Source organism: Haloferax sulfurifontis (assembly GCF_014635105.1).
Lineage (GTDB): Archaea > Halobacteriota > Halobacteria > Halobacteriales > Haloferacaceae > Haloferax > Haloferax denitrificans.
The window spans coordinates 215211-239901 of the sequence record NZ_BMCI01000001.1 but is presented as its reverse complement, the minus strand read 5'-3'; the positions used below and the strand labels follow the sequence as shown (position 1 = coordinate 239901).

25 protein-coding genes are annotated in these 24691 nt (G+C 67.9%); 7 read left to right on the top strand and 18 right to left on the bottom strand.

The features are described from left to right. Positions 1 to 47: 47 nt before the first annotated feature. Positions 48 to 1802 carry a dihydroxy-acid dehydratase gene (gene ilvD / locus IEV64_RS01295; protein ID WP_007275262.1) on the top strand — a complete coding sequence of 585 codons (1755 nt, stop codon included), beginning with the start codon at positions 48 to 50 and terminating at the stop codon, positions 1800 to 1802. 49 nt (positions 1803 to 1851) lie between these two features. Here the strand turns inward: ilvD and IEV64_RS01290 are convergent, their stop codons facing one another. The 3 genes from IEV64_RS01290 to IEV64_RS01280 all read right to left on the bottom strand — a co-directional run bounded on the left by IEV64_RS01290 (position 1852) and on the right by IEV64_RS01280 (position 3475). Further along, on the bottom strand, positions 1852 to 2112 hold the full coding sequence (locus IEV64_RS01290; RefSeq protein ID WP_188422937.1) for a hypothetical protein: 261 nt from the start codon (positions 2110 to 2112) through the stop codon (positions 1852 to 1854). Between the two features lie 118 nt (positions 2113 to 2230). Next, positions 2231 to 3190, bottom strand: coding sequence for a D-2-hydroxyacid dehydrogenase (locus IEV64_RS01285; RefSeq protein ID WP_007275260.1), 960 nt, complete (start codon positions 3188 to 3190; stop codon positions 2231 to 2233). Between the two features lie 57 nt (positions 3191 to 3247). Beyond that, positions 3248 to 3475, bottom strand: a complete 228-nt coding sequence (locus IEV64_RS01280; RefSeq protein WP_007275259.1) for a hypothetical protein — start codon at positions 3473 to 3475, stop codon at positions 3248 to 3250. 368 nt (positions 3476 to 3843) lie between these two features. Here IEV64_RS01280 and IEV64_RS01275 point away from each other — a divergent pair, with 368 nt between their 5' ends. Together IEV64_RS01275 and IEV64_RS01270 are read left to right on the top strand one after the other, a co-directional pair. After that, the gene (locus IEV64_RS01275) at positions 3844 to 5229 is read left to right on the top strand and encodes an NAD(P)/FAD-dependent oxidoreductase (RefSeq protein WP_188422936.1); all 1386 of its coding nucleotides are present in this window, start codon (positions 3844 to 3846) and stop codon (positions 5227 to 5229) included. A gap of 42 nt (positions 5230 to 5271) precedes the next feature. Beyond that, positions 5272 to 5715, top strand: coding sequence for a Tat pathway signal protein (locus IEV64_RS01270; protein ID WP_188422935.1), 444 nt, complete (start codon positions 5272 to 5274; stop codon positions 5713 to 5715). 15 nt (positions 5716 to 5730) lie between these two features. Here IEV64_RS01270 and IEV64_RS19780 read toward each other — a convergent pair whose 3' ends face one another. The 10 genes from IEV64_RS19780 to IEV64_RS01220 form a co-directional block, all read right to left on the bottom strand. After that, positions 5731 to 6267, bottom strand: a complete 537-nt coding sequence (locus IEV64_RS19780; protein WP_226908698.1) for a hypothetical protein — start codon at positions 6265 to 6267, stop codon at positions 5731 to 5733. Then, positions 6268 to 6645 carry a hypothetical protein gene (locus tag IEV64_RS01260; protein WP_007275256.1) on the bottom strand — a complete coding sequence of 126 codons (378 nt, stop codon included), beginning with the start codon at positions 6643 to 6645 and terminating at the stop codon, positions 6268 to 6270. 40 nt (positions 6646 to 6685) lie between these two features. Beyond that, positions 6686 to 7579 carry a hypothetical protein gene (locus IEV64_RS01255; protein WP_226908699.1) on the bottom strand — a complete coding sequence of 298 codons (894 nt, stop codon included), beginning with the start codon at positions 7577 to 7579 and terminating at the stop codon, positions 6686 to 6688. Further along, the gene (locus tag IEV64_RS01250) at positions 7576 to 7914 is read right to left on the bottom strand and encodes a hypothetical protein (protein WP_089777373.1); all 339 of its coding nucleotides are present in this window, start codon (positions 7912 to 7914) and stop codon (positions 7576 to 7578) included. Before IEV64_RS01250 ends, IEV64_RS01255 begins: the two co-directional genes overlap by 4 nt. Positions 7915 to 7917: 3 nt before the next feature. After that, a complete protein-coding gene (locus IEV64_RS01245; RefSeq protein ID WP_229722443.1) occupies positions 7918 to 9576 on the bottom strand; it encodes a PKD domain-containing protein in 1659 nt (552 codons plus the stop codon). A gap of 483 nt (positions 9577 to 10059) precedes the next feature. Then, the gene (locus IEV64_RS01240; protein ID WP_425433182.1) at positions 10060 to 11706 is read right to left on the bottom strand and encodes a lipopolysaccharide biosynthesis protein; all 1647 of its coding nucleotides are present in this window, start codon (positions 11704 to 11706) and stop codon (positions 10060 to 10062) included. Between the two features lie 88 nt (positions 11707 to 11794). Beyond that, positions 11795 to 12283: a DUF8120 family protein gene (locus IEV64_RS01235; RefSeq protein WP_188422934.1), complete on the bottom strand. Its 489-nt coding sequence runs from the start codon at positions 12281 to 12283 to the stop codon at positions 11795 to 11797. 37 nt (positions 12284 to 12320) lie between these two features. After that, a complete protein-coding gene (locus IEV64_RS01230) occupies positions 12321 to 13754 on the bottom strand; it encodes a cytochrome b (protein ID WP_188422933.1) in 1434 nt (477 codons plus the stop codon). 1 nt (position 13755) lies between these two features. After that, positions 13756 to 14415, bottom strand: a complete 660-nt coding sequence (locus IEV64_RS01225) for a QcrA and Rieske domain-containing protein (RefSeq protein WP_188422932.1) — start codon at positions 14413 to 14415, stop codon at positions 13756 to 13758. Positions 14416 to 14429: 14 nt separating this feature from the next. Then, the gene (locus IEV64_RS01220; protein ID WP_004969479.1) at positions 14430 to 15029 is read right to left on the bottom strand and encodes a hypothetical protein; all 600 of its coding nucleotides are present in this window, start codon (positions 15027 to 15029) and stop codon (positions 14430 to 14432) included. A 269-nt stretch (positions 15030 to 15298) separates the two neighbouring features. Between IEV64_RS01220 and IEV64_RS01215 the strand changes: the two genes are divergently transcribed. After that, positions 15299 to 15985 (top strand): plastocyanin/azurin family copper-binding protein, encoded by a 687-nt coding sequence (locus IEV64_RS01215; protein WP_007275247.1) that lies wholly within the window; start codon positions 15299 to 15301, stop codon positions 15983 to 15985. Positions 15986 to 16003: 18 nt separating this feature from the next. On the opposite strand, the gene IEV64_RS01210 is transcribed toward IEV64_RS01215, so the two are convergent. Then, a complete protein-coding gene (locus IEV64_RS01210) occupies positions 16004 to 17362 on the bottom strand; it encodes an NRAMP family divalent metal transporter (RefSeq protein ID WP_188422931.1) in 1359 nt (452 codons plus the stop codon). A 123-nt stretch (positions 17363 to 17485) separates the two neighbouring features. Between IEV64_RS01210 and IEV64_RS01205 the strand changes: the two genes are divergently transcribed. Further along, positions 17486 to 19432, top strand: coding sequence for a PAS domain-containing sensor histidine kinase (locus IEV64_RS01205; RefSeq protein WP_229722476.1), 1947 nt, complete (start codon positions 17486 to 17488; stop codon positions 19430 to 19432). Here IEV64_RS01205 and IEV64_RS01200 read toward each other — a convergent pair. From IEV64_RS01200 to IEV64_RS01190, 3 genes are all read right to left on the bottom strand, one after another. Continuing rightward, a complete protein-coding gene (locus tag IEV64_RS01200; RefSeq protein WP_007275244.1) occupies positions 19393 to 19764 on the bottom strand; it encodes a tautomerase family protein in 372 nt (123 codons plus the stop codon). The two genes, IEV64_RS01205 and IEV64_RS01200, sit on opposite strands and share 40 nt — an antisense overlap. 16 nt (positions 19765 to 19780) lie before the next feature. After that, positions 19781 to 20893, bottom strand: coding sequence for a pyridoxal-phosphate-dependent aminotransferase family protein (locus IEV64_RS01195; RefSeq protein WP_007275243.1), 1113 nt, complete (start codon positions 20891 to 20893; stop codon positions 19781 to 19783). Positions 20894 to 21043: 150 nt separating this feature from the next. Beyond that, the gene (locus IEV64_RS01190; protein ID WP_007275242.1) at positions 21044 to 22033 is read right to left on the bottom strand and encodes a VOC family protein; all 990 of its coding nucleotides are present in this window, start codon (positions 22031 to 22033) and stop codon (positions 21044 to 21046) included. 144 nt (positions 22034 to 22177) lie between these two features. Here IEV64_RS01190 and IEV64_RS01185 point away from each other — a divergent pair, with 144 nt between their 5' ends. Both IEV64_RS01185 and IEV64_RS01180 read left to right on the top strand, forming a co-directional pair. Then, positions 22178 to 23062, top strand: a complete 885-nt coding sequence (locus IEV64_RS01185; RefSeq protein WP_007275241.1) for an aldo/keto reductase — start codon at positions 22178 to 22180, stop codon at positions 23060 to 23062. A gap of 40 nt (positions 23063 to 23102) precedes the next feature. Continuing rightward, entirely contained in the window at positions 23103 to 23849 is a 747-nt protein-coding gene (locus tag IEV64_RS01180; RefSeq protein WP_089777388.1) for a class I SAM-dependent methyltransferase, read from the top strand. A gap of 9 nt (positions 23850 to 23858) precedes the next feature. Here IEV64_RS01180 and IEV64_RS01175 read toward each other — a convergent pair whose 3' ends face one another. Continuing rightward, entirely contained in the window at positions 23859 to 24656 is a 798-nt protein-coding gene (locus IEV64_RS01175; RefSeq protein WP_188422930.1) for an HpcH/HpaI aldolase family protein, read from the bottom strand. Positions 24657 to 24691 lie beyond the last annotated feature (35 nt).

Genomic DNA, 24691 nt, shown 5'->3' with positions numbered 1-24691 from the left:
CTGCCCAGTCGCGGCCATTTAAGTTCGCGCACGCGCTCCGAAGAGGTATGAGCCAGCAGTCCCCTCGCGAGGAGGACGCCGACGACGTGTTCTCCAGCGGTAAGGACCCGAGCCTCCGAAGCACGGAGGTCACGGAGGGTCCCGACAAGGCCCCGCACCGTGCGATGTTCCGCGCCATGGGCTTCGACGACGAGGACTTCTCGTCGCCGATGGTCGGCGTGCCGAACCCCGCCGCCGACATCACCCCGTGTAACGTCCACCTCGACGACGTCGCCGACGCCGCCATCGAGGGCATCGACGCCGCGGGCGGGATGCCCATCGAGTTCGGGACCGTCACCATCTCCGACGCCATCTCGATGGGGACAGAAGGCATGAAGGCCTCGCTCATCTCCCGCGAGGTCATCGCCGACTCCGTCGAACTCGTCTCCTTCGGCGAGCGCATGGACGCGCTCGTCACCGTCGCCGGCTGTGACAAGAACCTCCCCGGCATGATGATGGCCGCCATCCGAACGGACCTTCCCTCCGTCTTCCTCTACGGCGGCTCCATCATGCCCGGCCAGCACGAGGGCCGCGAGGTGACCGTCCAGAACGTCTTCGAGGGCGTCGGCACCTACGCCGAAGGCGACATGAGCGCCGACGAACTCGACGACCTCGAACGCCACGCCTGCCCCGGCGCGGGCTCCTGCGGCGGGATGTTCACCGCCAACACGATGGCCTCCATCTCCGAGGCGCTCGGGATGGCCCCCCTCGGGTCGGCCTCCGCGCCGGCCGAGTCCGACGAGCGCTACGAGAACGCCCGCCGCGCCGGCGAGGTCGTCCTCGACTGCGTCGAAAACGACCGCCGCCCCTCCGACATCCTCACGAAGGAGTCCTTCGAGAACGCCATCACCCTGCAGGTCGCCACCGGCGGGTCGACAAACGCCGTGCTCCACCTGCTCGCGCTGGCCGCCGAGGCCGGCGTCGACCTCGACATCGAGGAGTTCGACGAGATTTCCCGGCGCACGCCGAAAATCGCCAACCTCCAGCCCGGCGGCACCCGCGTCATGAACGACCTCCACGAAATCGGCGGCATCCCGGTCGTCATCCGCCGCCTCGTCGAGGCCGGCCTGTTCCACGGCGACGCGATGACCGTCACCGGCCGCACCATCGCCGAGGAGCTCGACCACCTCGACCTCCCGGACGACGACGAGCTCGAAGCGGACTTCCTCTACACGGTCGACGAGCCGTATCAGGAGGAGGGCGCAATCAAGATTCTCACGGGCAACCTCGCGCCCGACGGCGCGGTGCTGAAGGTCACCGGCGACGACGCCTTCCACCACACCGGCCCCGCCCGGGTCTTCGAAAACGAGGAGGACGCGATGCGCTACGTGCAGGAGGGCCACATCGAGGAGGGCGACGTCATCGCCATCCGCAACGAGGGTCCCCGCGGCGGCCCCGGCATGCGCGAGATGCTCGGCGTCACCGCCGCCGTCGTCGGACAGGGCCACGAGGACGACGTGGCGCTTCTCACCGACGGTCGGTTCTCCGGCGCGACGCGCGGCCCGATGGTCGGCCACGTCGCCCCCGAGGCGACCGAGGGCGGCCCCATCGGCCTCCTCGAAGACGGCGACGAGGTGACCGTCGACATCCCGAACCGCGAACTCTCCGTGGACCTCACGGACGAGGAACTCGACGCGCGAAAGGAAGACTGGGAACCCAAGCCACCGGCGTACACCTCCGGCGTGCTGGCGAAGTACGCCCGCGACTTCGGCTCGGCCGCGAACGGCGCGGTGACGAACCCGGCGCTCACGCGCGACGAATAAGCGCGAGTCGCCGCGGCGTCTCCCGCGACGCGGACGCCGTCGTCCGCCGTCAAAACAGGCCGAATCCGGACGCCCGGTACAGGGCGAGTATCCCGATTCCGAGCGCGGTTCCGACCGGAATCAGCAGAATCACTTTTCGCGGCTGTTCGGTGAATCCGTAGACGCACAAGCCGAACGGGACGGACAGAAACACGTCCACCGCCCACTCCGGGAGGGCGGGCGAGAGCCCGGACCACGGGACCAAAACGAGGAGTCCAGCGCCGCCGAAGAAGGCGATAATTCGGTTCCACCGCCACGATGCGAACTGCACGGGGCTACCGACAGTGGCCACCGAATTGACAGTTTCGGTGCGGAGCCCGGTCGGGGGTCATCGGTCAGAGTCGCGGCGTCACCGACTCCGCACCCCGGGGCCGCCGATTCCGCTCGACTCAGACCACGCGGTTCCGCAGGTCGTCGTCGCCGGCGTCCAGTTTGTCGAGGTTCTCGGCGATGATGTCGGCCATGCGCTCCCAGTACTTCGGGGTGTGGCCGGCGTTGTGGGGCGTGATGAGGACGTTCTCGAAGTCCCAAAGCGGGTGGTCCGCGGGGAGCGGTTCGGGGTCGGTCACGTCGAGTGCCGCCCCGCGGATGCCGTTGCTCCGGAGTTGGGAGACGAGCGCGTCGGTGTCGACCACGGGACCGCGGCCGACGTTGACGAGGACGGTGTCGGGGGCCATCGACGCGAACGCGTCGGCGTCGACGAGGCCGCGGGTCGCGTCGGTCAGCGGGCACGCGATGACGACGTAGTCGGCGCGGGCGAAGGCGTCGTGGAGGCCCTGCTCGTCGTCGAAGCCGACGACCTCGTCGGTCGGGCCGCCCTTCTCCGGGGAGTAGCGCACGCCGACGGTCTCGACGCCGAACGGGTCGAGTCGGTCGACGACGGCCTCCCCGAGCGCGCCGAGACCGACGACGGCGACCGTCGAGTCCTGCAGTTCGACCGTCGGGTACGACTGCCAGACGCCGGCGCCTTTCTGTCGCTCCGCGACGTGGAAGCGGCGGGCGAAGTAGAGGAGACTCCCGAGGACCTGCTCGGCGATGTTCGGGCCGTGGACGCCGGAGGCGTTGGTGACGGCCACGTCGCGGGCCTCGAACGCCTCGATGGGGAGGTGGCCCGTGCCGGCGAACACGCAGGCGAACAGGTCGAGGTTCTCGGCGGCTTCGAGGTCGTCTTCGCTCACGTCGAAGCCGGTCGCGACTTGGACGCGCGAGAGGAGGTCGCGCTCCTCGGCGGGCGTCGTCGCGAGGGCGACCTCGCGGTCGGGGAGGCGCTCGCGGAGCGTTTCGGCGTACGCCTCGGCAGACAGGCCGTGTATCTTCTGCCGAAGCACCGCGATGTCTGGGTCGGACATGCTCGATGATTCTCGAAGGCGGTGATGAATCTGTCCGATTCGGACGCGGCGGGCCGCTCACTCGATGGGCTCGCGCCGCCGCGGGCGGCGTTTCGAAATCGTCCGCGTGACGGCGACTGCATCGACCGTCGAGTCGACGACGAACCGGGAGCCGTCTTCGCCGAGTTTCCACGCAACGGGCGCATAGCCCTGTGGGGCGGGGCCGCCGTCGACGAACACGAGGTCGCCCGTCTCGTCGCGGAACACGACGGGCTCTCTCGGCTCGTCCGGCTCGTCTGCGGTCATTGACTCGGAGCTACCGCGGTCTCCGCTATAAACCTCCGTTCCCGGTTATCAACTTCGGTATTCAGTTGGAATCATCGGAGAAAATCGAGCGCAGTAGCCGCAATATGACGATAGATGAATTATCGAATCTCGGAATCGGTCGCGAAAATTCCGCGTCAGGTCGGCCGCAGGACTGTCGACTCCGGGGAGTCGCGTCGCTCGCGGGACCGTCGGCCCCGGGGAGGGTGCCGAGCGGCGGCGCGTCGATATCACGGTCGCGCCACGCCGCTGAAAAACGGGCCGAGCGGCGTTCGGACGCGCGGTCTCGAAACCGTCGGACGCCGCGGCGCTTCAGGGGGTTTAATAGCCGAGCGAAGTGCTGTAGCGGTATGGAACGCGTAGATGTCGCCATCATCGGCGGCGGTCCGGCCGGCACGTCGGCGGCACACGCCGCGGCCTCGGCCGGGGCCTCCGCTCTGGTCCTCGAAAAGGGCGTCCCCCGAGCAGACAGACCGGGCCTCGGCCCCGATTCGACGGACGCGGCCGGTATCCTCGACTACTGGGTGGACATCATGGGCATCCACCCCGACGAGTTCCCCGACGACGTCGTGCTCGACATCCTCGACCGCGCGGAGTTCATCGGGCCGAACGAGTCGCTGACGCTCCGCAGTACCGGTATCGACTCCTCGTACGACGAGTTCGGCTACACCTTCCACCGCGCGAAGTTCGACGACTGGCTCCGCGGTCGCGCCGAAGACGCCGGCGCGGAGTACCGCGTGAAGGCCTCGGTCCGCGACGTGGAGACCGACCTCGACGCGACCGGCGACGACCCCCGCCACGTCGTCCGCCTCGCCAACGGCGAGGACGTGGGCGCTGACTTCGTCGTCCTCGCCGACGGCCCCCAGCGGACGGTCACGAACAAGGTGCTCGACGACCTGCTTCCGTTCCCCATCACGGACCGCCTGTCGTCCACCGAGGCGAACCACATCGCCTATCAGGAACACCGCGAGTTCCCCCCGGAACTGTTCGACGAGGTCGACGGCGCGATTAAGTTCTGGTGGGGCTACATGCCCGGCCACACGGCGTACCCGTGGGTGTTCCCGAACGACAACAACGTCTGCCGGGTCGGTCTCACGATGCCCATCGGCCTCGACATCGACGAGGTCGACGACCGCGATGCGTACACGCTCCTCCGCGAGGACGACGAGCGCATCCCGCAGGGCCGCGAGTACGTCCGCCGCCTCCTCGAACAGGAGTACGGCGACGAGTACGACGTCGACGAGGACTTCCCGCTCGTCGAGGACCGCGGAAAGACGAAGGGAACCGAGACGTACGCCATCTCCTCGACGCGCCCCATCGACTCGCCCGCGTCGGCCGGCATCGCCGTCACCGGCGGCGCGATGGGCGCGACCTCCGCCTTCCACGAGGGCGGCGACCACGTCGCCGTCCGGACGGGAGCCATCGCCGGCGAACTCGCCGCCGAGGGCGACCTGAGCGACTACAACGACCGCTGGAAGGACGCCATCGGCGACGAGATTCTCCGCAACGTCGCCATGGCCGAAATCGTCCACGACTACGGCCCCGACCAGTGGGACAAGACGTTCAAGGCGGCCCGGAAGCTCCTCGAAAAGGACGAGGGCTACAAGGCGTTCGGCGCCTCGAAGCTCAGCGCGGGGTTCAGCGCCGCCAAACTCGCCACGCGGTACCAGCGGACGAAAATGAAGTACCACAAGGGCAAGTACGTCCAACTGCGCGAAGACGAGTACGCGCTGTAGCCGACGGAAGACTTATCAGTTTCTCCGAATCTCTGTCAGTCGATGGCCGGCCGCCCCTCTCGCCGTCGACTGCTCCGCCGCGGAGCCGCGGCCGTCGGCGTCGGGCTGACCGGCGGGCTCGCGGGCTGTTCGTCGCTTCGAGGGTGTTCGTCGGCCGAAATCATGCTCCGGGGAGAACTGGTCGGGTCGGCCCCCGACGGAGCGACCGTCGTCGACGTGGACGACCCGCGGGTCGCAAACAGCCCGTGGGTGCTGAAGGTGGTCGAGGCGGCCGCCGAGGGCCACCCCCGCGAGTCGAGCGTCTCGGACTGCCTGAGCGACTACGACGCCCTCCGCGAGGACCTCGACGCGCTCCCGTCGGTCGACAAGTCGGAAGACCGCCGCTACTACGTCCGCGTCGACGGGCAGGTCGTCCGACTTCGGGCCGTCTTCTTCGCCGGCGACGACGCCCGCCGGTCGGAACTCGTTTCACCCCCGGCGCGCTAGAGGCGAGTGCGTACCTCAAGTCCCCGGCCGAGTGTTCCCGCTTCGGGAGCGATGACAGCACGGCGAACCCGGGTGCGCAACAGCTACTGGCCGGCTGACGCCGGCGTACTTCGGAACGTCCGCGCCCGAAAGACGGACCGCCCGGCACGAGGGTTTCCCGGTCGACGCGGCACGCCGCCTCGGGATGAGACCGGCCGTTAGTGTTCTGGGCGACATCCTACCTCCGCGGAGATACGTCTCCAGTTTGGCTACGACCTGTTCGACGAACGCATCCGTCACGCGGCCTTGCCAGGCGACGAAATCCTCACTTCGTGGAGAGTGTACAGCCCATGGGGAGACGTACGGTGCCCGAGGGACACCGCCAGTCTCCCAGACGTCGGCTGAGAGCGCAAGCGAGTCGTCGTACGCTTTCGTCGAGATGGCGACTGCGATGTACTGTTCGCCGTCGAAGGGGTGCGTCTCGTTGTCGACGATTAGCCACGGACGCTGTCTACCAGTCCCGATTTTGAACGGATCCGAACTCCGTACGACGTCGCCGCGCTCCGGTTGCATCTAGGACTCGTCCTCACTCACGTCCCGTTCGCTCGGATGCGGGGTATCCGGGGCCGTCGAGTCCCACTCGTCGGCGTCGATGCCGCCATCGTTCTCGTCCAATCGCTCACTTGCGACGTGGAGGTCGTATGCGTCAGCGAGGCGGCTTTCGTCGGGGGTGATTGCCCAGTACTCTCCCCGGTGCCGAACCAGATTACGTGCCTTCAGCCGCGAGAGGGCGGTTCCGACTGCGTTTGGGTTCTCGTCGATGGCACTGGCAATCTCAGACCGGGTGAACGCCTGGTCGCGGTGCGCGTACAGATACGTAACCACCTGCTCGGGGACCGATGGTCCCTGTGGGAGGTTCCCCGACTCGAAGTCGTCGATACTCACAGGCATGTTCTGAAATTAGTGTACTGCTGTACCAGTGACGTGTAGTCTACTTCGCGTCCGGACGGGCCACGTCGGTCTCCCGTTCGTCATCGGAGTCCGTGGGGCCGAAGAAGAGCACGGCAGTGGAGAACGCGACTCCGACGAGGAGTGCCACCTGACCGACGGCGAGCAGTACCCAGTCCATCGGTTGGAGGAACTGTACAACGGGCGCGTACTCGGTGACGTACGGGGCCGCGAACGACCGGACCTGCGGCGGGAGGTCAAAGACGTAGACCTCCGTCCCGGCGATACAGAGGAGGAGTCCGAACAGGGGGAGACGTTGGATGTCGGGGGCCGCGTACCGGAGGTCCCACAGTAGCGTGCCGAGGGTCGATATCGCGAGAAACACCGTCCACGTGAGCGCGACCGTTTCGAACGCCGGGGCATCGGTGACCACCCCGCCCAGTAAGGCGACCGCGGCGCTACCGAACGCGACGAGGGTGAGGATACCGAAGTACGCCCACCGTCGGAGCCGGCTCACGACGAAGCGACGGACGACTGAGGTACCGTCGCCACCGCCCCCACCGGAGACCGCGTCGACGACGCGCCCCAGGATAACTCCGAGCTTCCGGAGGAACTGGACGAAGACGGCCCCCTGAAGCACGCGGCCGATAACGAACACGAGCGCGGCGTAGAGCCAGACGATTTCGCCTCGAGCCAAGAACCCCACGCCCGCCACGAACCCACCTGTGACGAGAAGCGTCGCCAGGAGTAATCGCTGTCCGTATCCCGGTCTCCACCGGCGGCGCGCGAGTTCGACGTCGTACACGTACCACCAGATGAGAGCGACGATACCCGCCCCGAGTATCACCGGTCCCGCGATGCGGGGATAGATGTCGAAGAAGTAGCCGATCTGTGCCGGCGCGGTCTCCATCAGGGGGACGGTTCGGAGCCCGCTCATGACCTGATATCGCTCTTCATCAGCCGGTCGACGGTACTGACCGCGATTCCGATGGGGAGCGCGAGGGCGAAGACGAACGCGACCGCGCTCACCGCTTCACGGACGACCGGAACCTCGGTTATGAGGACCGCTCCGGCCACGCCGAGAGCAACGAAGAGAACGGCCGTCTCAACTGCCGAGGTCTGCTGACTGGAGGTCAGCCACAGCACAGCGCCGAGACAGCCGACAAAGAACACCACGTCGCCCACGATGACGACGTTGAGCCAGTTGTCGGCCAGCCCCACGACGACCTCTGTCGAGGCGGCCGCGACGAGACGATGGAACGCTGACTGCACGGTTCACCCTCGCCGGGACCAGAACCCGAAGTGCTCGACAACTCTCCAGAGGACGAACAGACCAGCCACCACCGCGACCGCGGTGACGAGTCCAATCCGGCAGTTCTGTCCACACAGTGGTCTCGGGGTGACGGAGATGCTCACCGTGTCTTCGTCGGTGAACCCCTCGGGGCCGACGACCTGCAGTCGGACGACGTGCGTCCCCGGTTCCTCGAACGAGCGTCTGGTCGTCGCGCCCGTCGCTTCGAACGAGCCGTCGCCGTCGAAATCCCAGTGATACTCGGCGATAGAGCCGTCTTCGTGGGTCGAACTCCGCCCGTCGAAGAACAGCTCATCGCCGACAGTCGCGCTGGTCCGGCTGACCTCGGCATCGGCTCGCGGCAGGCTCCGCACGGTGATGGTGCCCTCGTGGGTCGCCGTCGCCCCCTTGTCGTCGGTCACCGACAGCGAGATGGGGAACCTGCCGGTGCGGTTGAAACGGGTCGTCACCGTCCGACCGGTCATCTCAGGCTCGCCATCGCCGTCGAGGTCCCAGCTGTAGCGCTCGATAGAGCCGTCGTCGGTCGACGAGGAGGCGTCCAGCGTGACCGTCATCCCGACCGCGACCTTCGCCGGTGACTGGTCGTACCGCGGCGTTGGCGTCGGGTTCGGTTCGATGCGAATCTCTCGCCGCGCCGAGTCAGTCTCCCCCAGGTCGTCGACCACCTGAAGCGTGACCGTGACCGTCCCGGGCGTCTCGAACGCGTGCGTGACCGATTCACCCTCCGCGTCTATCTCGCCGTCGGAGTTCAGGTCCCACCGATAGGCGTCGATGCGGCCGTCGTCGGTCGTCGCGCTCGCGTCGAACCGTATGGGGTCGAGTTCCTTCGCCCGCGTTTCGTTCTGTTCGAACTCGGCGGTCGGCGGTTCGTTCGCAACGACGACGATTTCTCGGCTCCTCGTCGTCGTGGCACCGAACGCGTCCGTCGCGGTGACTGAGACGGTGTACGTACCCGGCGTGTCATAACTGAGAAACACCGCTTCACCCGTTCGGTCGACGCTCCCGTCACCGTCGAGGTCCCACTCTATCGACCGGATGCCGTCGGGGTCCTCGACGGTCGGGAGAGCGATTTGAACACGCTGGCTCTCACGTATCGTCGAGAGAGACGGCATCGTCACGGTGGGGTTTTCGTTCTCTCGTACCACGACCTGCTGAGAGAGGGTCGCGTCCGCCCCGCGGTCGTCGACGACGTTGAGACGAACTGTGTATCGACCGGGGGCGTCGAACGAGTGTCGGGCCACCGGTCCCGAAGACTCGAACTCCGAGTCGTCGTCCAGGTCCCAGCGGTATCGGACGATGCGACCGCCACGGTCTGACGACGCGGACCCGTTGAACGTAATCGGTTGTGTGGCCTTCGGGTCTTGTGGGCTGATAGAGAACTCCGGTGACGGCTTCGTGTTGGGTTCTCTGACGTCGATTTGGACGGTCTTCGTCCCGCCGCCACCCGAGTAGTCGAGCTCCCACGTTATCGTGTAGACACCGCTTGCGCTCGGTGGAACCGTGAACTCCATCCACGGGTCGACCGACTCGCCGGCATCCAGGCCAGACCAATCCCAGTGTACCTTGTGAAACCACGCGCCCGGTCCGGTCCACGACCCACCGTCGTCGAATCGGTCGACCATCTCCCATTCATCCGGGAACCCCCCGTTCGACTCGGGAAACAAGAGATAAAACGCGGTGGACTCGTCCGAGTCCCCGACGTTTTCGACACTGAAGCTGATTCGAACCGTGTCCCCCGCTTCGACGACGCTCTGTGAAACCCTCGCAGAGGCTTCCAACCGCGGACCCGTCGTCGCGTTTTGCGACGAGACAGTCCCGGCCGCGAGAAACAGTATCAGAGCGAGCACCCCCAGTTTGTACAGCGTCCTCCCCCCAACCATGAGCCATGTTAACTATGCTCTCTGACCTATTCAACCTCTTGGTTGTAAGACACCAACTAACGACATAAACGGCTTTACGAGCGCTGAGACTGATTATTTTATTGAATTTTTATAGGAATCTAGTCCAGCTACGAACCGGTCGCCTCGGTGGAGAAGGCTTCGATGCGCCTGCTGAATAGTTCGCCCTGCGAGTGTGAGGACCTCGAAGGCGCAGTCGCAGGACCGCTATCGGTCCTCGAACGTCCCGGGACGCCGCTCGCCGAGGGCCGCGAGTACCGCCCGACGGTACCGTGCGGCCAGCGCCGTCACCACGAGTCTGTCGCGGTCGTTGACGCCGAGTGCGACGAGCGCGACGACGTACGTCACCGCGCCCAGTATCGCGCCGGTGACGGCGACGACGCCGCCGGGGCCGGCCAGCGTCTCGCGGACGAGGAGCATGACGCCGGCGGCGACGACGCCCGCGCCGAGGGGCTTGAGAAACGTTGCGTCGAAGGGCCATAGCCCCTCGAAGCGACGCAGGAGCACGACCTGCACCGAGTTCTGGACGGCGATGGCGACGGCCGTGCCGAGCGCCGCGCCGGCGAGGCCGAACGCCCGGACGAACGCGAACGTGAGGAGCGTGTTCAGGACGGCCAAGAGCCAGTCGAGCGCCATCCGGGCGTACTGGTGGTCGGTCATCATGAGGAGCCACCCCGTCGCGCCGACGGCGCTCCCGACTAAGACGCCGCCGAGGTAGACGACGAGCGGGACGTAGCCCGCCGTGAAGTTCGGGCCGAACGCGGCGAGAACCGCCCGCCCGTACACCGCGAGCACGGCGAGAATCGGAACGACGCAGGTGACGATGAGCCGCGTCACCGCCGTGTACACCGCGTTGAGCGTCTCCATCTCGTCGTCGGCGTAGAGCCCCGACGCGACCGGCGGCAGGAGCATGTTAAACGAGAGGAGCGGAATCCACGCCAGCGACACCAACACGAGCACCACGTTGTAGACGCCCGCCGCCTTCGCGGTCAGGAGGAACCCCACGAGCATCACGTCGATGCGGTTCTGAAACACCTTGCCGAGACTGCTCAGCGCGATGGGGGCCGAGTGGTTGTAGAACCGCCGGGCCTCGGAGCGCAGGCCGCCGACGGACGGGCGGATGCCGCTCGCCGAGACGACCATCGGGGCGCCCAGCACCACGAGGCCGGCCATGCCGACGACGAACGCGGCGGCGACGCCGACCAGCGAGTACCCGAGCGCCATCGCGGCCACGGCACCGACCAGTTTGACCGCCGGGCGGAGGACGCGGTTGAAAAGCACCTCGCCGCGGGCCGACTGCACCGCCCTGAGGACGCCGGCGTGAATCCGCACCAGTCCGACGAGGACGACGAGCGCCGCGAACAGGTGTATCGTCGGCGGGAAGGCGGGGTGTGACACCGTCGCGTCGTTGAGCCACCCGCTCGTGAGCACCAGCCCGCTGGCGAGTCCGAGGCCGACGACGAGCGTCGTCAGATACGCCAGCCCCACCACTCGCCCCTGCCGAGCGGGGTCGTCGTCGTACGCCGAGAGGTACCGCTGGAGCGTCCCGACCGACCCGAAGTTGACGAGGCGGAACAGCAGTTGGGCGATTCGCCACGCGAACGCGTAGACGCCGTAGACGACCGGACCGAACCCCTGTGCGAGGACGTACTCGGTCGCCGTCGTCAGGGCGCGCTGGAGCGACTGTCCGCCCGAGCCGACGACCGCGCCGTGACCGATGGTCAACAGCGCGTCGCGCTCGTCGGCGGGGATATCGTCGTCGAGGTCGGCGTCGTCGAGAGCGTCGTCGAGGATGTCGCTATCGGTTGGGACATCATCACCGGAACCGCCGCCGTCGGATGTATCTGAGGGCACTGTCGCGTCTCTGTCGCTTGTCGAGGTCGAAAATAAGTCGCGTGATTCGCCCGCGGTCCGCGAGTGACTGTCGGACACGCCGCCGCGGTCACTCCCGACGCGAGGCGAGCGCGAGCCACCCACCGCCGGCGGCGATGCCGAGGATGCCGACCAGCCCGAGGGGGCCGGAGGCCCCGAACAGCGTCGCCGCGAGGCGGTACGAGCCGGCGGCTCGAAGGGCGACGCCGGCGGCCGCGACGCCGAACGCCGAGAGCCAGAGCGCGCCGCCCAGCCGGGCCAGCCGACTGCGCCACAGGCGCGTTGCGAGACTCGTGAGCGGCCGTCGGGGGAGGCCGTCGTCGGCGTCGGTGTCGGTCGCGGAGGCGAAGGCGGAGTCGTCTCCGCGGTCGGCGTCGGACGGGGCCTCGCGGGGCGAGAGGAACGCGGTCCCGACGCCGACGACGAGGCCGGCGAGTCCGACGGCGAGCGAGTGGGGGGCCGCGGCCCCGTTGAGCGCGGCGGCTATCGCCACGAGGCCGACGAGTTTCGAGCCGCCGTCGACGAGGCGGAACGCGCGGGGCGAGAGTGGAACGTTCATAGTCGAAATCGGGTTCGGTGGGTCGCGGGTCTGTGCGTCAGCCGGCGGTTCCGGTCCGGCTCTTGCGGCGTTTACGGCGTTTGAGGAGCCAGTAGACGACGACGAAGTCGAAAATTGGCATCCCGACGGTCAGCGCGGCGAGCCACGGGTAGAGGACGGCGTCGGAGACGCCCAACACGGCGGCGACGGTGGCCCGCATGCCGTCGATAGAGAGGACGATGATGAGCATGACGGCCGCGACGCCGAGGGCCGTCTGGAGCGGTCGGTCGAGCGGGTCGGCGGTGAAGTGGACCGGGTGTTCGGGGTTGTCGAGGAGCGGCCAAATCATCATCACGCCGATGATGAGCGAGGGGACGACGACGCCGCCGGCGAACCGGCCCCACTCGCCGAGCCACGAGGGCATCATCTTCAGCGAGCCGAACACCCACATGAAGAACCAGTCCGGGCCGACGTGCGAGGGCGTCGACGTGGGCGTCGCCGGGCCGATGGCGGCGATGCGCTGGACCGGGAAGAAGCCGGCGAGGAAGGCGACGGTCGCGGCCGTCAGGAGGAAGACGATGGTCGAGACGAGGAACTGCTGGGGGAAAAGCGGCATTCCGACGACGACGCTGTCGTCATCGTCGTCGGGGCGGCCCTCACCGCGGGAGCTCGGCGCGTGTTCGGTGTGTTTCTGCCGCATCAACACGGCCATGTGAAGGGCGATTGCGCCGACCAGCGCGGCCGGGATGAGAAACACGTGGAGGAAGAACATCCGCGGGATGACCTGGTCGGCCCCGGCCGGGAACGCCCCGCCGAAGACGAGCGACTGCAGGAACGACCCGACGCCCGGAATCGTGCCGGTCATCTGGAAGCCGATTGTCGTCGCGGTCTTGCTGAAGTTGTCGTAGGGGAGCGCGTAGCCGAAAAAGCCCTCCACGAGGGCGAAAAGCAGGAGCGTGCTCCCGATGAACCAGTTCGGCTCGTGGGGGTTGCGGTACGCGCCCGTGAAGAAGACGCGGAACATGTGCAGGGCGATGGCGGCGATGAAGAGGTACGCCGCCCAGTGGTGCATCATGCGCGCGAACATCCCGAAGGTGGTGTCGTAGGTGATGTGCAGGACGCTCGCGAACGCCGCGGGCACCTCCGTGTCGGCGTACTGGAGCGCGTTGCCCTCGTAGGTGACGCTGTTGACCGCCGGATTGTACAGGAGGCCGAGGAACGTCCCCGTCAGGCCGAGGATGACGAAGGTGAAAAGCGCGATTTCGCCGAGGAGGAACGAGCCGTAGTCGTCCTCCGGGAACGCCTTGCCGAGGAGCGTGTGGTCGAGTTCGAGCCGCTGGTCCAGCCAGTCGAACAGGGCGTTTCTCGGGTAGGCCTCGTGGGTTCGGACCGTCAGGTCGGTCCCCGGCAGGTCTGCGTCCGCCTCGCCGCCGTCCGGCCGAGCGTCCGGTCGGTCGTCGCCGGAGCCGTCGTCCGGTGCTGTCCTCGTCATCTCACTCCTCCGTCCCGATTGGTCCCTCGAACGGTCCCGTCGCGAGGAGGAGCGTCCCGTCCTCGTCGTCGGCGATGCCGAGGGGAAGTTGCGGGAGCGCCCGCGAGGCCGGGCCGCCGGTCACGGACGCGCCCTTCGTGGGGTCGTAGAGACTTCCGTGACAGGGACACCGGAGCTCGGAGCCCTGTTCGCCCGCGACGAGACAGCCCTCGTGGGTGCAGACCTTCGAGTAGGCCACGTAGCCCTTGGCCGTCCCCTCGATGTTCGTGGGCGCTTCGTACTCGTCTTCGGGGAAGCGAAGCAGGAGCGTGGTCGCGCGCTTGGTGACGAGCGCGCCGCCGCCTTCCTTCTCCGGGAAGACGTCCATCTTGTCGAACTCGTCGGTCGAGAGCGCGTCGGCGGCGGTCAGGGGGTTGCCGTCCCTGTCGACGAGCCGCGTGCCCTCGACGTAGAGCGTCTCGCTCCCGGTGTCGAGACTGCCGGGGAGTCCCGCGGCGTAGTCGACGCCGAAGCTTCCGATGGCGGCCGCGCCGCCGATGCCGGCGAGGAGCTTCGCCATGTTTCGCCGCGTCAGTTCGTCGTCGCTCTGCGGGATGTCCGGAGCGTCTGTGTCGGTGTCGGCCTCAGTGTCGGTGTCGGTGTCGGTGGTCCGTTTGCTCATATCTGTGCGGATGGTCAGTGGTCTCTGGTCTCTGCGACGGTGATGCTCGGGACGAAGTACGCCGTGTACGCGAGGACGGTCAGCGCGAGCGAGAGGAACAGCATCCCGGCGTAGGTGCCGAGGAACTGCGTCCGCGCCGGGCCGAGCCCCTCCAGCGCGAGGAGGGCGGCGAACGACACGTCCACCCACGAGAGGAGCGCCACGACGAGCAGTCCGGTCCGCGACGACACGGCCGGGACGTAGTCGAGGATGCGCCGGGACTCCGTCTCCATGTACGGCGGGACGGAGACGGTCGCGCGGCCGCCGTCGGCGACGACGGAGTCGCCGAGGTGGCTGATGCGGTCGAGGAACCGCTTCGTCCCGACCATCACGCCGACCATCCCGAGGAGCGCGACCCACGCGACGACGCCGGCCTGATTGACGCCGACTTCGACCGGGCCGGGGAGGTAGCCGCTGGCGGGCTGGAGGTCGGACGAGGTGTTGACGGCGACCGGCTCTGCACCGGTGCCGACGCCGATACCGCCGCCCTCGGTCCCGCTCGTCAGCGCGACGTACCACATCGGGAGTAGCACGACCGCGATGAGGAGCAGGATGACTGCGGTTTCACGCCGCATCGGTTCTCACCGCCGAACGTCGGGTCGGATTCACCACGAATTTCATGAATATACCAATAGGTTTACCTAATCGTTACTGCCGGATTGACGCTCCCACGACTGTGGGTCGACCGTGGATTCGCGGGAGCGACGATGCCACGTAAGCGTTCAGACGAGCGGTTATCTTTCTTTCTGTTTCGGGATGTTCGAGAACCAACAGAACTACAAGATAGTATACGAACGGTCAGGTAGTAGGCAGTATCAGCGGTAATACGAACTCAAACACCATTATGAACAGACGAACGTTCATGAAAAATATCGCGGGTGGAATCGCCATTCTCGGGGCGTCGACGGGTGTCACCGGGGCGTCGAGCGGGAACTCGACCGTCGGTTCCGACGGGGACACAGACGCCGGTGGCGGCGCGTCCGGCGGCGGTTCGACCACCCATACTATCCAGATGGTGACAGAAGACGGAGAGTACTATTTCGACCCAATCGGACTGCACGTCGACCCCGGCGACACCGTCGAGTGGGTCCTCGAAAGCGGCGGCCACTCCGCGACGGCCTACGCCGAGTCGAATCAGGCCGAACAGCGCATCCCGGCGGACGCGTCCGGTTTCGACAGCGGCCTCTTGGAGGAGGCCGAAACCAGCTTCTCGTACACCTTCGAAGTCGAGGGGACCTACGACTACTTCTGTAGCCCGCACAAGCAACTCGGGATGGTCGGTCGGGTCGTCTGCGGCGAGCCCGGCGGCCCGGCCGAGGAGGGCGCGATTCCGAACGAGCCGGGGTCCGGTCTCATGCCCGGGTCGGCGGACATCGTCGAGGCGGGGTCGCTGTCGTACCCCTACGTCCCGAGCGGCGGGTCTTCGGGGTCGCTCCCGTGGCAGTTCTGGGCCGCGACGGGCGGACTCGGGACCGCCGTCGTCGCGATGGTCTCCAAGTACGACCGGGCGTCGGGCCGCTACGGCGAGTAGGGCCGCGACGACCGCCAGTCAGGCCGCGGTCGGTCGCGCGACCGCCTCGCGGACGAACTTGCCGAGCAGGCCGAGCGTCGCCGCCCCCATCGCCGCGGCGAAGACGACGACGAAGACCGAAAGCGGGTCGCCGAGGTCCGAAAGCGCCCGCGAGCGGACGAAGTTCGCGGCGAGGACCGTCGTGACCCCGAACAGGACGACGCCGTCGAGGTTCGCCAGCGTCGAGTTCGGCTCCGAGACCGCGTCGCCGTTGAGCAAGACGAGCACGACGGTGATTGCGAACGGCGTGCCGACGAGGCCGAACGCCAGCACCAACACGAGAAGCGGGAAAAAGGCCCCGCCGAGAAACGCGCCGACGCCGGAGAACAGCGCCACCCCCGCGAGGAGCGCGCGGTATCGGTCGTCCGAGAGGTCCGTCCCCCAGCCGAGTTTGTCGGCGACGAGGTACGGCGGGACGACGGTGTTGCCGCCGAGCGTGGAGACGGCCGCGCCGAGGAGCCCGAGGAGGAACAGCCACCGCGCGTTCGCGCCAGCAATCGGGCCGAGCGCCTGCGCGGCCGCCACCGCCGTGAGGTCGCCCGCGGCCACCTCGGGACCGTGGAGGACGCCCGCGGCGACGAGGAAGATGGCGAGGCTGTAGACACCGAAGGCGACGAGCATCGACGCGCCCACGTCGAACGTCGCCAGCCCGTAGTCGCGGGTGGTCCAGCCGCGGGCGCGCATCGTGTACGAGTGCATCGTGATGAGCGTGATGTGGACCGCGCCGCCGAGGATGCCGGCCGCGACGAGCGCGCCGTCGACGCCGGCGGGGATTCGCGGGACGAGCCCGCCGGCCGCGGCCGCCGGGTCGATGGGGACCAAAACCAGCGACGCGAGGAACGCGACCACGACGGCCGCGACGAGCCCCTTCGCGAGGAGTTCGACGAAGCGGTAGCCGCGCCCGGCGAGGCCGGCGGCGAGGACGACCGCCCACGCGACGCCCCAGACGCGGGCGTCGACGCCGGTTATCGTCGCGCTCACGTTCGCAAGGCCCTGCATGATGACCAACTGAGCCAGCCCCGCGGCCAGCACCGCGTCGGCGACGAGCACCCACGCCCAGCCGTCGCCCAGCTCGCGTTCCACGACCGAGACGATGCCGTCCTCCGTAAGCAGTCCGAGCCGCATCGAGAGGTACTGCGCCGACGCCCCGAGCACCGCCGAGAGCACGACGACCCACAGCATCGCGTAACCGAACGTCGCCCCGGCCGTGAGCACGGTCGCCATCGTCGCCGGCCCCGCCGCGACCGCGCCCGCGACCCACGAGGGCCCCATCTCCGAGAGGTACCCCCGCCAGTCGCCGTCCGCCACCGCCGATACGTCGAGTCTGGGTTCGCTCATGGCGTCGTGGTCTCGGCGGTCGTCACAAAAGTGTTGCTACTGGGTGTTACAACCGGGTAATCGTCTCGAATCGTGGGAGTCGGCACGGGTCCTTATATCCGACCGACGTGAGCGGTTTATATGATGAACGATGGTGATGGTGCGATTAGGCTCCTCGTCGTCGCCGATTCGAGCGTCGCGGCGGCGGTCGTCGAGGCCGTCCGTCGGCGCGCGGCACGGGTCGACGTCGAGGGGGTTCGGACCGCCACCGCGGCGTTGGAACGGCTAGAAGGCGCTGACGCCGGCTTCGGTTCCGACTCCGGTGCCGACTCCGGTTCCGGTGCTGATTCCGACTCCGACTCCGACTCCGGCTTCGACTGTGTCGTCGCGTCGACCGACGCGGGGGAGATGGGCACGCTCGACTTCCTCGCCGCGGTTCGGCGACGCGCTCTCGACCTGCCGTTTTTCGTCGTCGCCGACGGGAGGCGGGGGCTGACGGCGAGCGACGCCCTCGACGCCGGCGTCACCGACTACGTCCGGGTGCGGGGCCGCGAGGGGTACGACGAGCTGGCCGCCCGGGTCGGGCGGGTGGTCGCACCGCCCGCTCGGGGGGAGTTCGACCCGTCGCTCGTCTACGAGGAGGTCTTCGAGCAGATACGAGAGGGCGCGTGCCTGTACGACCGCGACGGTCGGTTCCGACTCGTCAGCGGGTACCTCGCCGACGTCTACCAGACGACGCCGGCCGAACTCGAAGGCGAGCGAAGCCCGCTCGTCGAGGCGGTTCGAAGGGACTCCCCGGACGACCCGTATCAGCGACTCGTCGACGGCGAGATAGACTCGCTCGAAGGCGAGGCCGACCTCGTCACCCCGGACGGCGAGTCGCGGACGCTGAGCTACCGCTTCGCGCCGTTTCGGGTAGCGGGCGAGGTCGTGGGCGTCGTCGCCGTCTCGCGGGACATCACCGACCACCGAAAGCGAGAGCGGCAACTGAAGCGCGCCCGCGAGGAGTACCAAGAGCTCATCGACGGCATGAACGACACCGTCTGGGTCCTCGGCACCGACGACCGCATCCTCGCCGTGAACGAGACCGCGGTGGGGCTGTTCAGCTACCCGCGGGACGAACTCCTCTCGATGACGCCGCACGACATCGACGCGGGACTCAGCGACGACGAGATTTCGGGGCTCATCTCCCGGATGCCGGCCGACGGCACGCAGGTGTTCGAGACGGTCCACCGGACGAAATCGGGGCGCGAGTTCCCCGTCGAAATCAGTTCGAGCCTCGTGACCTACCGCGGGGAGTCGGCCATCCTGAGCGTCGCCCGCGACATCACGACGCGGAAGTGGTACGAGGCGGAACTCCACGAACAGAACCGCCTCCTCGAAACGCAACGCGACGAACTCGCGGTGTTGAATCAGGTCGTCCGCCACGACGTTCGCAACGACCTGCAGTTGGTGACCGCCTACGCGGAACTGCTCGCCGAGCGCGTCTCCGACGACGAGGCCCGGGAATACGTCGAAATCGTGCGGAAGCGGGCGAACCACGCGGTCGAACTGACGAAGACGGCCAGAGACATGGCCGAGATGATGAGCACGCGGGGCGTCGAGACCGAACCGGTCCGGCTGGCTCCCGTGCTGAGAGCCGAACTCGCGTCGCTCCGAGAGATGGCACCCAACGCGAGCGTGACGGTCGACGCCGAGTTGCCGGCGGTCGCGGTGCTCGCCGACGACATGCTCGGGTCCGCCTTCCGGAACCTCCTGACGAACGCCGTCCAGCACACGGACAAAAGCGAACCGGGCCTCGCCGTCTCCGTCACGGGACACGAGGGCGACGGCCGCGTCGTGGTCCGAATTGCCGACGACGGGCGCGGCGTGCCCGACGAGCGGAAAGAGTCGATTTTCGCCAAGGACGAAAAGGGACTGGAGAGCCGTGGGACCGGCCTCGGACTGTACCTCGTGCAGTCGCTGGTCGAGAAGTACGGCGGCGACGTGTGGGTCGAGGACAACGACCCCTGCGGTTCCGTCTTCGCGGTCGAACTCCGGACCGCCCCCGGTCAGGCCGACTCGGACCAGTCGTCGCCGACGCGGTCGTAGCCCATCATCTGGCTCCCCTCGTGTTCGGTGAAGACGACCTTCTGGTTCGACTCCGGCACGCCGAACCGCTCGGCGACGGCCTCGATGACCGCGAGGGCGAGGTCGCGCTTCTGCTCTGTCGACCGGCCCGCCCGGATGTCGGCCTGTAGCACGACGGTCTCGTCTCCGGTCGCCCGACCGAGGTGAATCGCCTCGACCTCGCGGACGGTGACGGCGGCGTAGTCGGTGTCGGCGTCCATTCGCTCGGCGTACAACTCGGCCATCTCGGTCGCGAACTGGTCCGCCTCGCGCGCCGTGACCTCGAAGTCGAGGTCGAACTGGAGATGCGGCATCTGCGGCGGGGCTTCCCTACAGGTCCGCGACGTCTTCGATGGCGTCGGTCAGCGCCTTGATGGACTCCACGTCGTGTTCGCCCATGTGGCCGATGCGGAACGTCTTCTCGCCGAGCGCGGAGCCGTAGCCGTTCGAGAACGCCATGTCGTACTTCTCGTTGACCTCCTCGATAGTGGCGGCGACGTCGATGCCCTGCGTGTTCTCGATGCAGGCGACCGTCTGGGACTCGTAGCCCTCCTCGGGGAACATGTCGAAGTGCTCGTAGGCCCAGTCGCGGGTGTACTCGGCCATCTCGCGGTGGCGCTGGTCGCGCCCCTCGTGGCCCTCTTCGAGCATGTACTTCATCTGCTTTCGGTACGCGAGCATGATGGGAATCGCGGGCGTGGAGTGGGTCTGGCCCTTGCGGTCGTAGTAGTCGAGGGCGCGCTGGAAGCCGCCGTACCACGACGCCGAGTCCTTCGACAGTTCGCGCTCGTAGGCGTCCTCGCTGACGGTGCAGATGGCGAGCCCCGGCGGCATGGCGAACGCCTTCTGCGACGAGGCGAAGATGACGTCGATGTTGTGCTCGTCGATGTCGACGTAGTCGCCGCCGAGGGCGGACACCGCGTCGACGACGAAGTAGGTGTCGGGGTACTCGGCGACCACGTCGCCGATCTCTTCGATGGGGTTGCGGACGCCGGTCGAACTCTCGTTCATCACGGTGGCGACCACGTCGTACTGCTTGTCGCTGGACTCCAGCGCCTCGCGGATGTCCTCGGGCTTGATGGCCTGTCCCCACTCGTACTCGATGCGGTCGACGTTCTTGCCGAGGCGCTCTGCGACGTTCGCGTGGCGCTCGCTGAAGCTCCCGCAGGTCGGCACGAGGATGTTCTCGTCGACGAGGTTGAGCGTCGAGGACTCCCAGATTTCGGTGCCCGACCCCGTGAGAATCATCACGTCGTTGTCCGTGCCGAGGAACTCCTTCGTGTCCTCGACGATGGTCGTATAGAGGTCGGTCATGCGGTCCATCCGGTGGCCGAACATCGGCTGGCACATCTCCGCGATGACGTCCTCGCGCACCTCGGTCGGACCGGGGATGTACAGCGTCTTGTCCTGATAGTCGTCCGTGTATTCGCGTTTTTCCGTCACGTCATCCACCTGAATACGGACCACTGCGTCGCGGGCGATGATGGTACTTGTGATTGCGACACTCGTCGCAGTCGCTCACGGGGTGTTAACACGGGGCAAAAAGCGCGTCCGACGGGCGGGAGCGGTGCCGGACAAACTCGGGGTCGGGGCTCAGTCGTCGGCTTCGGCCGACTCGGCCCGCGGGACCGTCACGTCGGTCAGGCCGGCCTCTATCTGCTCGCGCCGACCTTCGAACTCGCCGGGGAGGACGAGGCGGCCGCCGAGGTCGTCGAGGGGTTCGTCGGCGGTGTAGCCCGGGTCGCTCGTGGCGAGTTCGAACAGCACGCCGCCGAACTCGCGGAAGTAGACCGACCGGAACCAGTGGCGGTTGATCTGGGCCGTCGGGCGCAGGCCCTTCGACTGGACGGCCTTCCGCATCGCCTCTTGGTCCTCGTCGGTCGGCGTCTGGAAGGCGACGTGGTGGACCGTGCCGAGGCCCTGCCGACTGCTCTCGATTGTCGGCAACACGTCCACGTACTTCCCGACGGTGCCGGTCGCGGCGAACCGCGTCCGCTCGTCGCCGGGGGTGTCGCCCTGCGCTTTCTCGGTGCCGACGCGCTCGAAGCCCATCGTTTCGAGCAGGTCTTCGGAGGGCTGAGGGTCGGCCAGCCAGAGCGTCACGGAGTGGAAGCCGCGAATCGCGACGTCTTCGGGGACGAACTCGGTCCACGGGACGGTCGGGTCGTCGTCGGGAATCTCCACTTCGACCAGTTCGACCGGGAGGCCGTCGGGGTCGCTGAAGGGGAGGACCGTCTCGCCGAACCGCTCGACGCGGTCGTCGTAGTCGACGCCGTACTCGTCGAATCGGTCCTCCCAGTAGTCGAGGCTCCCCTCTGGCACGCGGAACGCGGTCCGCGAGACCTGCCCGGTGCCGACCTTCCCGCGCGAGAGGCTCTCCCACGGGAAGAACGTCATGCTCGTGCCGGGCGTCCCCTCCGCGTCCGTGAAGAAGAAGTGGTACGTGCTGGGGTCGTCCTGATTGATGGAGCGCTTGGCGAGCCGGAGTCCGAGCGTCTCGACCCAGAAGTCGAGGTTCTGCTGGGGATCGCCCGCGATGCAGGTGACGTGGTGGATGCCGGGTGTGGGCGTGATGTCTGCCATGGACGGTCTTACGGGCCGCAAGGACTTGAGTATCCGCTGACGCGAGTGTTACCGGGTCGCGGCGGCGTCGTCGCCGCTCGCACGGACCCGGCAGTCGAGTCGGCGAGACACACGTTTTTGCCCGTCGGCGATGACGTTCGACGTATGCAGACCCGCGCACTCGGCGACACCGGCCACGAGAGTACCATCGCAACGTTCGGCGCTATCGCGCTCAACTGGCTCGAACAGGAGGGCGCGAACCAGATGGTCGAACACGTCCTCTCGAAGGGCGTCAACCACTTCGACGTGGCCCCGACCTACGGCGACGCGGAGCTCAAACTGGGCCCGAAGCTCCGCCAGCACCGCGAGGACATCTTCCTCGGCTGTAAGACCCAAGAGCGGGGCTACGAGGGCGCGAAGCGGAAGCTCGACCGCTCCTTTGACCGCCTCGGCGTCGACTACATCGACCTCTATCAGGTCCACGGCCTCGAATACGAGTCCGAACTGGACGAAATCACGGCCGACGACGGCGCGCTCGCGGCCTTCCGCGAGGCGAAAGACGAGGGGAAAATCGGCCACATCGGGCTGACGAGCCACGGGAATCCGGGGCTCATCCGCGACGCCATCGACCGCATCGACGACCTCGAAACGCTGATGTTCCCGCTGAACCCCGTCGTCGTCGGCAAGGGCGACGACGAACACGACTACGCGGGCGTCTTCGAGGCGGCCGAGAAGGCGGGTATCGGGACGCTCGGCATCAAGGCGTTCGCTCGCGGCCCGTGGCCCGACACCGACGACCTCCCCGAGGCGGACCGGCCGTTCGCCAACTGGTACGAGCCGGTCGACGCCCCGGACGAAATCGCCGAGCGGTTCGACTTCGCGGCCGCCCAGGGCCTCACGAGCGTCGTCACGCCGGGCGACCCGAAGCTCGTGGCGATGGTCCTCGACGCCGCGACGCGGTACAACGGCATGGACGAGACGGCCCAGCGGTCGCTCATCGAGCGCCTCCGCCACGACGAGAGCCCCGTGCCCGAGCAACTGCACCACTAGCGAGGCGAGACGACTCCCGCCTCGATTCCACCCGTCGCCAATGGACGTTCCAACGACCGTCACGGCCGCCCTCGACGACCGGCCGGTCCGCGACGCGGTCTGTCTGGAGGCCGGCGCGGGGACCGGCAACGCCACCGCCGGACTCCTCGACGCGGGCGCGAAACGGGTCTACGCCGTCACGAACGACCCGGAACACGCCGCCCTCGTCCGCGACCGGGTGGCACCCGAGCCGGCGGACCGAGCGCGGACCGCGGTGCTTCAGGCCGACGTTCGGAGCCTCCCGCTCGCCGACGACTCGGTCGGTATCGTCACCGCCCACGGGCTGTTCAACCTCATCGGTCCCGAGTCGCTCGCCGCCGTCGCACGGGAGCTAACGCGGGTCGCCGCGCCCGGCTGTCACCTCGTCGTCGACGACTACGAACCGCTCCCCGACGACGCCGCGATTCGGGAGCTGTTCGCGCTCGAAAACGCGGCGAGCCAGTTGGCCCGCGGGCGACCCGCGCTGACGTTCTATCCGGGCGACGCGCTCGGGGCGCTGTTTTCGGGGTACGACTGGCGCTTCGACCGCGAACTGACCCTACTGGACCCGGTGCCGTGGTCCGAAAGCCACGTCGAGGCGCACGCGTCGCTGGCGAGGTCGCTGGCGGCCGAGGTTCCCGACCCGATGGGCGGGTGGCTCGCGGCCGAGGTCGAGCGCGTCGCCGACGCGGTCGAATCGGAGTCCGCGGGCGAGATGTACAGCGTGGCGATGCGGCTGTCCGACTCGGGGGCGGACGCGACTCGATAGCCGCGGGCGCTACTCCCCGCGGTCGACCGCCGCGTCGTCGAGCCAGCCGTCGACGACGCCCTTGAGCGCGCCGGTGGTACTGCCGAGATTGATGAGCTGATAGCCGTGTTCCGCCTTCTGATTCGCGTCGTCCATGCCGAAGCCGAGGCCGCCGACGGGGACGCCCGCATCGACGGCGGCCGAGCGGATGCGCTCGACCGCGTCCCGCACGTCGGGGTGGTCTATCTCGCCGGGGTGGCCGAGCGCCACCGAGAGGTCGAACGGCCCGATGAAGACGAAGCCCAGTTCGGGCACGTCGAGAATCGCGTCGAGGTCCGCGAGCGACTCGGCGGTCTCGACGGTCACGCCGACGAGCGTCTCGCGGTCCTCGCCCGCGACGTAGTCGTCGGCGAGGCCCCACCGGCGGGCGCGGGGCGACGCGAGGCCGCGGTCGCCGGGGCCGTCGCCGTAGGTGAAGCGGGCCGACCGAACCGCCGCGCGGACCTCGTCGGCCGACTCCACGCGCGGGAGGAAGACGTTCCTGACGCCGAGGTCGAGGGCCTTCCGGACGAACTCGGGGTCCGCCGTCGGGAGCCGAACCAGCGGCTCGATGCCGGTTCGTTCCGCCGCGCGGAGGAGGTCCTCCATCGCGCCCGAGTCGAGCGGGCTGGGGCCGCCGTGTTCGAGGTCGAGCCAGACGAAGTCGAGACCGAGTTCGCCGTAGAACTCCACGAGCGTCGGGCTGTAGGTGTTGTCGAGGACGCCGAGCGCGACGCCGCCGGCCTCGATTCGGGCGCGGAGCGCGTTCGATGCTGGTGTGTCGACCATGTTCGCGATACGACACGTAGCCGGAAAAAGGGGCG

Coding starts and splice junctions, on each gene's coding strand:
- IEV64_RS01275 (WP_188422936.1), top strand. CDS start 3,844: ATGGAACGCGTAGATGTCGCCATCATCGGCGGCGGTCCGGCCGGCACG.
- IEV64_RS01210 (WP_188422931.1), bottom strand. CDS start 17,362: ATGAGCGAACCCAGACTCGACGTATCGGCGGTGGCGGACGGCGACTGG.
- ilvD (WP_007275262.1), top strand. CDS start 48: ATGAGCCAGCAGTCCCCTCGCGAGGAGGACGCCGACGACGTGTTCTCC.
- IEV64_RS01205 (WP_229722476.1), top strand. CDS start 17,486: ATGAACGATGGTGATGGTGCGATTAGGCTCCTCGTCGTCGCCGATTCG.
- IEV64_RS01185 (WP_007275241.1), top strand. CDS start 22,178: ATGCAGACCCGCGCACTCGGCGACACCGGCCACGAGAGTACCATCGCA.
- IEV64_RS01285 (WP_007275260.1), bottom strand. CDS start 3,190: ATGTCCGACCCAGACATCGCGGTGCTTCGGCAGAAGATACACGGCCTG.
- IEV64_RS01245 (WP_229722443.1), bottom strand. CDS start 9,576: ATGGTCGACCGATTCGACGACGGTGGGTCGTGGACCGGACCGGGCGCG.
- IEV64_RS01255 (WP_226908699.1), bottom strand. CDS start 7,579: ATGAGCGGGCTCCGAACCGTCCCCCTGATGGAGACCGCGCCGGCACAG.
- IEV64_RS01270 (WP_188422935.1), top strand. CDS start 5,272: ATGGCCGGCCGCCCCTCTCGCCGTCGACTGCTCCGCCGCGGAGCCGCG.
- IEV64_RS01175 (WP_188422930.1), bottom strand. CDS start 24,656: ATGGTCGACACACCAGCATCGAACGCGCTCCGCGCCCGAATCGAGGCC.
- IEV64_RS01200 (WP_007275244.1), bottom strand. CDS start 19,764: ATGCCGCATCTCCAGTTCGACCTCGACTTCGAGGTCACGGCGCGCGAG.
- IEV64_RS01230 (WP_188422933.1), bottom strand. CDS start 13,754: ATGACGAGGACAGCACCGGACGACGGCTCCGGCGACGACCGACCGGAC.
- IEV64_RS01215 (WP_007275247.1), top strand. CDS start 15,299: ATGAACAGACGAACGTTCATGAAAAATATCGCGGGTGGAATCGCCATT.
- IEV64_RS01260 (WP_007275256.1), bottom strand. CDS start 6,645: ATGCCTGTGAGTATCGACGACTTCGAGTCGGGGAACCTCCCACAGGGA.
- IEV64_RS01190 (WP_007275242.1), bottom strand. CDS start 22,033: ATGGCAGACATCACGCCCACACCCGGCATCCACCACGTCACCTGCATC.
- IEV64_RS01235 (WP_188422934.1), bottom strand. CDS start 12,283: ATGAACGTTCCACTCTCGCCCCGCGCGTTCCGCCTCGTCGACGGCGGC.
- IEV64_RS01220 (WP_004969479.1), bottom strand. CDS start 15,029: ATGCGGCGTGAAACCGCAGTCATCCTGCTCCTCATCGCGGTCGTGCTA.
- IEV64_RS01225 (WP_188422932.1), bottom strand. CDS start 14,415: ATGAGCAAACGGACCACCGACACCGACACCGACACTGAGGCCGACACC.
- IEV64_RS19780 (WP_226908698.1), bottom strand. CDS start 6,267: ATGCAACCGGAGCGCGGCGACGTCGTACGGAGTTCGGATCCGTTCAAA.
- IEV64_RS01180 (WP_089777388.1), top strand. CDS start 23,103: ATGGACGTTCCAACGACCGTCACGGCCGCCCTCGACGACCGGCCGGTC.
- IEV64_RS01280 (WP_007275259.1), bottom strand. CDS start 3,475: ATGACCGCAGACGAGCCGGACGAGCCGAGAGAGCCCGTCGTGTTCCGC.